The sequence below is a fragment of the Marinobacter sp. UBA2498 genome (genome assembly GCF_002341575.1).
Classification (GTDB): domain Bacteria; phylum Pseudomonadota; class Gammaproteobacteria; order Pseudomonadales; family Oleiphilaceae; genus Marinobacter; species Marinobacter manganoxydans.
In genome coordinates this window covers 36,958-44,512 of record NZ_DDOI01000082.1, presented here as the reverse complement: position 1 = coordinate 44,512, position 7,555 = coordinate 36,958, and the positions used below count along the sequence as shown (strand labels likewise).

The following is a 7,555-nucleotide window of genomic DNA, read 5'->3' as shown; positions in this document are numbered from 1 at the left end:
TGAGATGCAGGACGTAACCGATTCGTCCGATGCTGCCCAGCCCGAGAGCGGCAACGCCCAGGAATCCACCAATGAGCCGGCTCAGACATCTGAACAGACCTCGGAGAATGCTGCCACAGAAGCTGCAGAGTATGAGCGGTCGCTGGATGGCGCCTGGGTGGTGCAGTTGGGCAGCTTTGGCAATGCCGACAACGCCCGACGCTTGAGAGATCAGGTCCGGGAAAAGGGCTATGGCTCGCATCTTCAGGAGGTTGTCCGCGGCGACACAACGCTGACAAGGGTCTTCAGCGGGCCCTTTGCGTCAAAAACCGAGGCCGAATCCGCCAAAAGGGCTCTGGACGATGCCTTTGGTCTTAACAGTCTGGTGACCTCCGGCGAAAAATAACGCCCGGGGTCCGGTTTATGTGTGTCTTGCGGTTTGGCGAACCGGGGTTTCCTGATAGAATTCGCGCTTCCTTTTCTCCACCGGGTTTTCAATGGAAGCGCTGATCTGGATTGACTGGGTCATTATCGCCCTGATTACAGTTTCCACCCTCATCAGTCTGAAACGGGGTTTTGTACGGGAAGCCCTCTCGCTGGTGACCTGGGTGGGCGCGTTTATCCTGGCCAGAACCTTCCACCCCCAGATGCAGTCCCTGCTGGAGAGCACGGTTGAAACACCGCTTGTCCGGCTGATTGCTGCTTTTGCCATACTTTTCTTTGGAACGCTCATCGTCGGTGCCATCATCAACAACATGATCGGTCATCTGATTCGAGCTACCGGCTTGTCGGCCACCGATCGGGTGCTTGGAATGGGTTTTGGCCTTTTGCGGGGCGTGGTGGTGGTGATCGTTGCGATTGCATTTACCCGTTACACACCGCTGGCCCAGGATACCTGGTGGCGAACCTCGATCATTATCGATCGCCTGGCGGTGGTTGAAGACTGGTCCAGACGGACCCTGGGCGATGAATTTGCGCGCTTTCTTGGGCCTGCGCCTGAAAACGCGCCGGAACCGGATTCCGTTACAGAGCAGGAAGGCGTGGAACCCGCGTCCGTGTCCCGCTAACATTCAGTTTTAACACTCGGAGATACACTTATCCATGTGTGGCATTGTCGGCATCGTCAGTACTTCCAACGTCAATCAGTCGCTCTATGATGCGCTGACTGTACTTCAGCACCGGGGCCAGGACGCGGCGGGCATTGTGACATTTCAGGATGAACGGTTTTTCCTCCGCAAGGACAATGGCCTGGTACGGGATGTTTTCCATACCCGTCATATGCGTCGTCTGGTGGGCAACGTGGGTATAGGCCACGTGCGCTATCCGACTGCTGGCAGTTCCAGCTCCGCCGAAGCCCAGCCGTTCTATGTGAACAGCCCGTATGGCATTACACTGGCTCACAACGGCAACCTGACCAATGCTGATGATCTCAGCAAGGACCTGTTCCGGACCGATCTGCGCCACATCAACACGAACTCCGACTCGGAAGTGCTGTTGAACGTGTTCGCCCATGAATTGCAGAAGCTTGGCAAGCTGGACCCGACCAAGGATGAGATCTTCTCTGCGGTGAGCGCGGTTCATAAACGCTGCCGGGGTGCCTACGCCGTTATTGCCATGATTACCGGCTATGGCATTGTTGGCTTCCGGGACCCGAATGGTATCCGGCCTGCCTGCTACGGCGAACGCACCGATGAGAATGGCCGCAAGGAATACATGATTGCCTCTGAAAGCGTTGCCCTGAACGCAGCGGGCTACACCCTCGTGCGCGATATTGCCCCGGGCGAGGCGGTCTATATCGAAACTGACGGTACCCTCTACACCCGCCAGTGCGCCGACCAGCCGCATCTGTACCCGTGCATTTTCGAACACGTGTATTTCGCCCGGCCTGACTCCATCATAGACAAGGTGTCCGTTTACAAGGCTCGCCTGCGCATGGGCGAAACCCTCGCGGAGAAAGTGCTCCGCGAGACACCGGATCACGATATCGACGTTGTCATGCCGATTCCGGACACCAGCCGAACGTCGGCCATGCAGATGGCGTATCGTCTGGGGGTGAAATTCCGTGAAGGCTTTATCAAAAACCGCTACATCGGCCGGACATTCATCATGCCGGGCCAGAAAATGCGCAAGAAATCGGTCCGACAGAAGCTTAACCCGATCGATCTGGAGTTTCGTGGCAAAAACGTGATGCTGGTGGATGATTCCATCGTTCGCGGTACCACCTGCAAGGAAATCGTCCAGATGGCTCGGGATGCCGGTGCCCGTAAGGTCTATTTTGCGTCTGCGGCGCCTCCAGTTCGCTACCCGAACGTGTATGGTATCGACATGCCCTCCGCCAGTGAGCTGATTGCCCACGGGCGCACCGTAGAGCAAATCCGGGAACTGATTGGTGCCGACTGGCTGCTCTATCAGGATCTGGAGGACCTTATAACCTGCGTCAGTGAAGTGAACGATGACATTGAGGGATGGGAGTGCTCGGTATTCACTGGCGATTATGTGACCGGTGATGTCGATGAAGCGTATCTGAGCCGCATTGACGGCTTGCGCAATGACGAAAAGCGATCCGAAAGTGCCGGTGGTGCTGACGGGGACAATGGCATTATCGACTTGCATAACGACGAAGACTGAACGCCGCTTTCAGGCAGGAGATGTAGATGACTTTTCGCCGCGAAGAAACTGTCTGGATCCCGGAGTCCGACCTGGACGGGATGTCCGTGGACACCCTGGCCGTGAGGGCAGGGCAGATCCGCACCGGGCAGCTTGAGCACAGCGACGCGATATTCCCCACGTCCAGCTTCGTTTATGGCAGCGCGGCCCAGGCGGCGGCGCGATTTGGCGGCGAAGAGCCCGGAAACATCTACTCCAGGTTTACCAACCCTACGGTCCAGGCGTTTGAAGGTCGGATCGCGGCCATGGAAGGCGGTGAACGTGCCGTCGCCACCGCATCCGGTATGTCTGCGATCCTGAGCACCTGCATGGCGCTACTGAAGAGCGGCGATCATGTGATCTGCTCCCGGGGTGTGTTCGGCACCACCAACGTGTTGTTCCAGAAATACATGGCACGTTTCGGGGTGGAAACCACGTTTGTCAGTCTGACGGATATGGAAGAGTGGCAGGCTTCGATCCGTCCCGAAACCCGGATGCTGTTTATTGAAACGCCGTCCAATCCGCTGTGCGAAGTGGCCGATATGGAGATCCTGGGGCAGCTGGCAAGAGACAACGACGCCCTGTTCGTAGTCGATAACTGCTTCTGCACGCCGGTGCTCCAGCGCCCGCTGGAGCAGGGCGCAGACATCGTGATTCACTCGGCGACCAAATATCTGGATGGTCAGGGTCGCTGCGTGGGAGGCGTCGTGGTCGGATCAGAGAAGATGATGGAAGAGGTCTATGGCTTCCTTCGTTCTGCCGGCCCCACCATGAGCCCCTTCAACGCCTGGGTGTTTCAGAAGGGCCTGGAAACCTTACCAATTCGTATGCGCGCCCACTGTGACAATGCGTTAGAGTTGGCCCTGTGGCTGGAGCAACAGCCGGCAGTTGAACGTGTTTTCTATGCCGGGCTCCAGAGTCATCCGCAACATGAGCTGGCGAAAAAGCAGCAGACCGGATTTGGTGGTGTGCTGTCGTTCCAGCTCAAGGGTGCGCGGGAGGAGGCATGGCGCTTCATCGATGGCACCCGGATGATCTCCATCACCGCAAACCTCGGTGACGTCAAGACCACGATCACCCACCCGGCCACAACCACTCACGGGCGACTATCCCCGGAGGATAAGGCGCGGGCCGGGATCACGGAGAATCTGGTACGGATTTCCGTGGGGATCGAAGCCGTAGAAGACCTGAAAACCGATCTTGAACGCGGCTTTCAGGCGCTTCGGAACGAAAGCACCGATAACGTCTGAGCATTCATGGCCGAATCTGCAAAAGCGAAGAAAGCACCACAGGAACTGACAGAGAAGCAGCAGCGCTTTCGCCGGCTGGCCGCCCAGGGCGCTCGCGAAGGCGCCGTCATCGCGCTTATTGCCCTTTGCATCTACCTTTCCATGGCACTGGTTACCTTTAGCCCGTCAGATCCGGGCTGGGCCAGTATCGGTCATGACACCAGTGTGCAGAATTATGCGGGCCGCACTGGTGCCTGGCTCGCCAGCCTTTTCATGGATTTCTTCGGCCACGTTGCCTATCTGTTCCCGGTCATGATTGCGGGATACGCGTTGATGCTCATCCGTCGGCGTAACGATTCCCTGGATCTGCACTGGCCACTCTTCATGATGCGCTTCGGTGGCTTCTTGCTGATTCTTCTCTCGGCAACCAGTCTGTTGTCACTGTATTCCGTGTTTGGTCTGGGGGCGTCCTCGGGCGGAGTCCTTGGAACGGCTGTTGCCGACGCTATGGTGCGGTTTTTCAACCTGCCGGCAACAACCCTGCTGCTGATTGCCATTTTCCTGTTCGCGTTAACGGTTACTACCGGTCTCTCCTGGTTCTGGCTGATGGATCAGGTGGGCGGTTTGACTCTCAGAACGGGCCTTGCCATCAAAGGCCTTTTCAAAGGCAAGCCCAAGTCGGAAAAGCCAGAGCCCAAAGCAGAACCGAAAGCTGAGCCACCTGTGGTCAAGGACCGTGTGCCGGCCATGGACAGCAAACGGCAAAAAGCAGATGCCGACAAACCATGCTGGTGGCAACGGATTCCAGGCTTTGGGCCGAAGAAGCCAAAAGCCCCGAAGCCCGAGTCGAAGCCAGAAACCGGTCGAAAAGAGCCCGCGTTGGATGGTCTCTCTGCCGAAGTTGACCCGGAACCTGCAAGGCTCGAAAGCTTCAGTTCACGGGATGAGGCTCCTGTCGCTAACGGGAAACCCGCCAAACCCGAGGCATCTCCTCAGTCTGCCGGACGGTCGCTGAAGATTTCGCCCTTCAAGAAGGACGAACAGCCGACCCAGTCCAAAGACAAGGGCAACAAGCAGCCTTCATTGCTGGAAGATATTGAAAGCCCGATTCCACCGATTTCTCTTCTGGACCCGCCGGAGGAGCATAAGGAAAGAGGCTACTCCGAAGAATCCCTGGAACATATGTCACGGCTGCTAGAGGAAAAGCTGGGGGATTTCGGGGTATCCGTTGAAGTAGTCGAGGTCAATCCCGGCCCGGTCATTACCCGGTTTGAGATCAAGCCGGCTCCAGGTGTGAAGGTCAGCAAGATTTCCAACCTCGCAAAGGACCTGGCCCGCTCACTGGCGGTACTGAGCGTTCGGGTAGTCGAGGTGATTCCTGGCAAGTCTGTGGTCGGTATCGAGATTCCCAACGAAGAACGGGAAATGGTCCGGCTCAGTGAAGTGCTTGGCGCGCGGGTGTTTCAGGAGTCGAACTCACCGCTGACCCTGGCACTGGGTAACGACATTGGCGGCAACCCGATGGTGGCCAATCTCTCCAAAATGCCGCACCTGCTGGTGGCGGGCACCACCGGTTCCGGTAAATCGGTCGGCGTCAATGCCATGTTGCTCAGCATGCTGCTGAAGGCGGGCCCGGAAGAGGTCCGCTTTATCATGGTGGACCCCAAGATGCTTGAACTGAGCATCTACGACGGCATTCCGCACCTGCTGGCGCCGGTGGTCACCGACATGAAGGAGGCGGCCAACGCACTACGCTGGTGTGTCGCTGAAATGGAGCGGCGGTACAAGCTCATGGCCAGCCTCGGGGTCCGTAACCTCGCGGGCTACAACCGCAAGATCAAGGATGCCAGGGCCGCCGGCGAACCATTACTGGATCCGTTCTGGAAGCCGGACGAATACCTGGCCAACGACGAGCAGGAGCGCCCCGAGCTGGACACTCTTCCCTTCATCGTGGTGGTGATTGATGAATTCGCCGACATGATGATGATCGTCGGCAAGAAAGTTGAGGAACTGATTGCCCGGATCGCGCAGAAGGCGCGGGCGGCCGGTATTCACTTGATCCTTGCCACCCAGCGGCCCTCGGTGGATGTAATCACCGGCCTGATCAAGGCCAACATTCCCACCCGGATGTCGTTCCAGGTCTCGTCCAAGATTGATTCACGCACGGTGCTGGATCAGGGTGGCGCTGAGCAGCTCCTGGGGCATGGTGACATGCTTTACCTGCCACCGGGTTCGGGTCTGCCAGTACGAGTGCATGGTGCGTTTGTGGATGACGATGAGGTCCATCGCGTGGTGAGTGCCTGGAAAGCTCGGGGTGAGCCCGTATACGTGGACGATGTTCTCAATGGTGCTGAAGGCGAGAGCCTGCCGGGCGTTCCCAACCTCTCGGAAGGAGGCGGGGATAGTGAAGGGGATGCCCTTTACGACGAGGCCGTTGCGTTCGTTACCGAAGGGCGGCGCGTTTCGATTTCCTCGGTACAGCGAAAATTCAAGATCGGGTACAACCGGGCAGCGAACCTGGTTGATGCCATGGAAGCATCCGGCGTGGTAAGCGCCGCAGGCCACAACGGGGCACGTGAAGTTCTGGCTCCGCCGCCACCCAGAGATTAGGAGTAACAAGCAATGGGACGATCTTTTGTGAAATGCCTGGCCACCCTGGTCATGGCGGTGTTTATTGCCGGCCCTCTGAGTGCGAGTGAGGGCAGCGATAGCGCGAACGAGTTGGCCTCGTTGCTGAAGGGCTACGAGTCCTACCAGGCGGATTTTATCCAGATTGTTGTTAACGAGAATGGCAACAAGGTTCAGGAAACCCGTGGCTCCCTGAAGGCCAAGCGCCCCGGGCTGTTCTACTGGGAGACCAGTGCGCCTTTGTCGCAGTTTATTGTCAGTAATGGCGAAACCGTGGAGGTTTACGATCCGGACCTGGAACAGGTCACGATCCACAATCTCGACGATCGAGTGCAATCCACACCCGCGCTTTTACTGAGCGGTGAGGTGGATAATCTGGAGGATACCTACAGGGTGTCCGGTCGCCAGATAGGCGACAACACCCGTGAATTTACTCTGGAGCCAAGAAGCCCGGACTCCCTCTTTACGTCCCTCAGGCTGACGTTCTTCAAGGGTGAGCTCCAGGAGATGCGTATGCAGGATTCTCTGGCACAGCTCAGCGTACTGAGTTTCGACCGGATCAGGCTGAACGAACCGGTTGAAGCGGGTGCGTTCACCCTCGACTATCCGGAGGGTGTGGATATTATCCGGGACGGGGCCTGATGCAGGACAGTCTGTTCGCGGAATCCGCGGGCTTTCGGCCGCTGGCCGCGAGAATGCGGCCGGCAAGCCTGAATGACTATGTGGGCCAGGCTCATCTGGTCGGGCCCGGCAAACCGCTGCGGCGCGCTGTTGAGCAGGGCCAGCTTCACTCGATGATCCTCTGGGGCCCTCCCGGAGTCGGTAAAACCACCTTCGCCCAACTACTGGCCAATGTCAGCGATCTCAGTTTCGAGACGGTTTCGGCCGTACTGAGCGGTGTGAAAGAGATCCGGGCCGTTGTTGAGCGGGCACGTAATCGCAAGCAGTCACAAGGTCGGGACACTCTGTTGTTCGTGGATGAAGTTCACCGCTTCAACAAAAGCCAGCAGGACGCGTTTCTTCCCCACATTGAAGACGGTACCTTCATCTTCGTAGGTGCGACCACTGAGAAT

Annotated in this window: 7 protein-coding genes; all 7 read left to right on the top strand. The window is 57.8% G+C overall.

The window, feature by feature from the left end; translation table 11 throughout:
- On the top strand, positions 1-385 hold a 385-nt coding region (locus B2W52_RS11360), incomplete at its 5' end, for an SPOR domain-containing protein (RefSeq protein ID WP_286803109.1).
- 91 nt (positions 386-476) lie between these two features.
- Positions 477-1,046 (top strand): CvpA family protein, encoded by a 570-nt coding sequence (locus B2W52_RS11355; RefSeq protein ID WP_008171742.1) that lies wholly within the window; start codon positions 477-479, stop codon positions 1,044-1,046.
- 34 nt (positions 1,047-1,080) lie between these two features.
- Complete coding sequence (gene purF, locus B2W52_RS11350; RefSeq protein ID WP_273069888.1) at positions 1,081-2,607, top strand: amidophosphoribosyltransferase; 1,527 nt, start codon at positions 1,081-1,083, stop codon at positions 2,605-2,607.
- A 26-nt stretch (positions 2,608-2,633) separates the two neighbouring features.
- Positions 2,634-3,875 carry an O-succinylhomoserine sulfhydrylase gene (locus tag B2W52_RS11345; RefSeq protein WP_008171739.1) on the top strand — a complete coding sequence of 414 codons (1,242 nt, stop codon included), beginning with the start codon at positions 2,634-2,636 and terminating at the stop codon, positions 3,873-3,875.
- A 6-nt stretch (positions 3,876-3,881) separates the two neighbouring features.
- Positions 3,882-6,464 carry a DNA translocase FtsK gene (locus B2W52_RS11340; protein ID WP_008171737.1) on the top strand — a complete coding sequence of 861 codons (2,583 nt, stop codon included), beginning with the start codon at positions 3,882-3,884 and terminating at the stop codon, positions 6,462-6,464.
- Positions 6,465-6,476: 12 nt separating this feature from the next.
- Entirely contained in the window at positions 6,477-7,124 is a 648-nt protein-coding gene (lolA, locus tag B2W52_RS11335) for an outer membrane lipoprotein periplasmic chaperone LolA (RefSeq protein WP_008171735.1), read from the top strand.
- Positions 7,124-7,555 (top strand): AAA family ATPase (locus B2W52_RS11330; RefSeq protein ID WP_286803098.1); only part of this gene is annotated, 432 nt, incomplete at its 3' end. The genes lolA and B2W52_RS11330, both read left to right, overlap by 1 nt.

Excerpts from the sequence above, each read along its gene's own strand:
- B2W52_RS11355 (WP_008171742.1), top strand. The coding sequence starts at position 477 with ATGGAAGCGCTGATCTGGATTGACTGGGTCATTATCGCCCTGATTACA.
- purF (WP_273069888.1), top strand. The coding sequence starts at position 1,081 with ATGTGTGGCATTGTCGGCATCGTCAGTACTTCCAACGTCAATCAGTCG.
- B2W52_RS11345 (WP_008171739.1), top strand. The coding sequence starts at position 2,634 with ATGACTTTTCGCCGCGAAGAAACTGTCTGGATCCCGGAGTCCGACCTG.
- B2W52_RS11340 (WP_008171737.1), top strand. The coding sequence starts at position 3,882 with ATGGCCGAATCTGCAAAAGCGAAGAAAGCACCACAGGAACTGACAGAG.
- lolA (WP_008171735.1), top strand. The coding sequence starts at position 6,477 with ATGGGACGATCTTTTGTGAAATGCCTGGCCACCCTGGTCATGGCGGTG.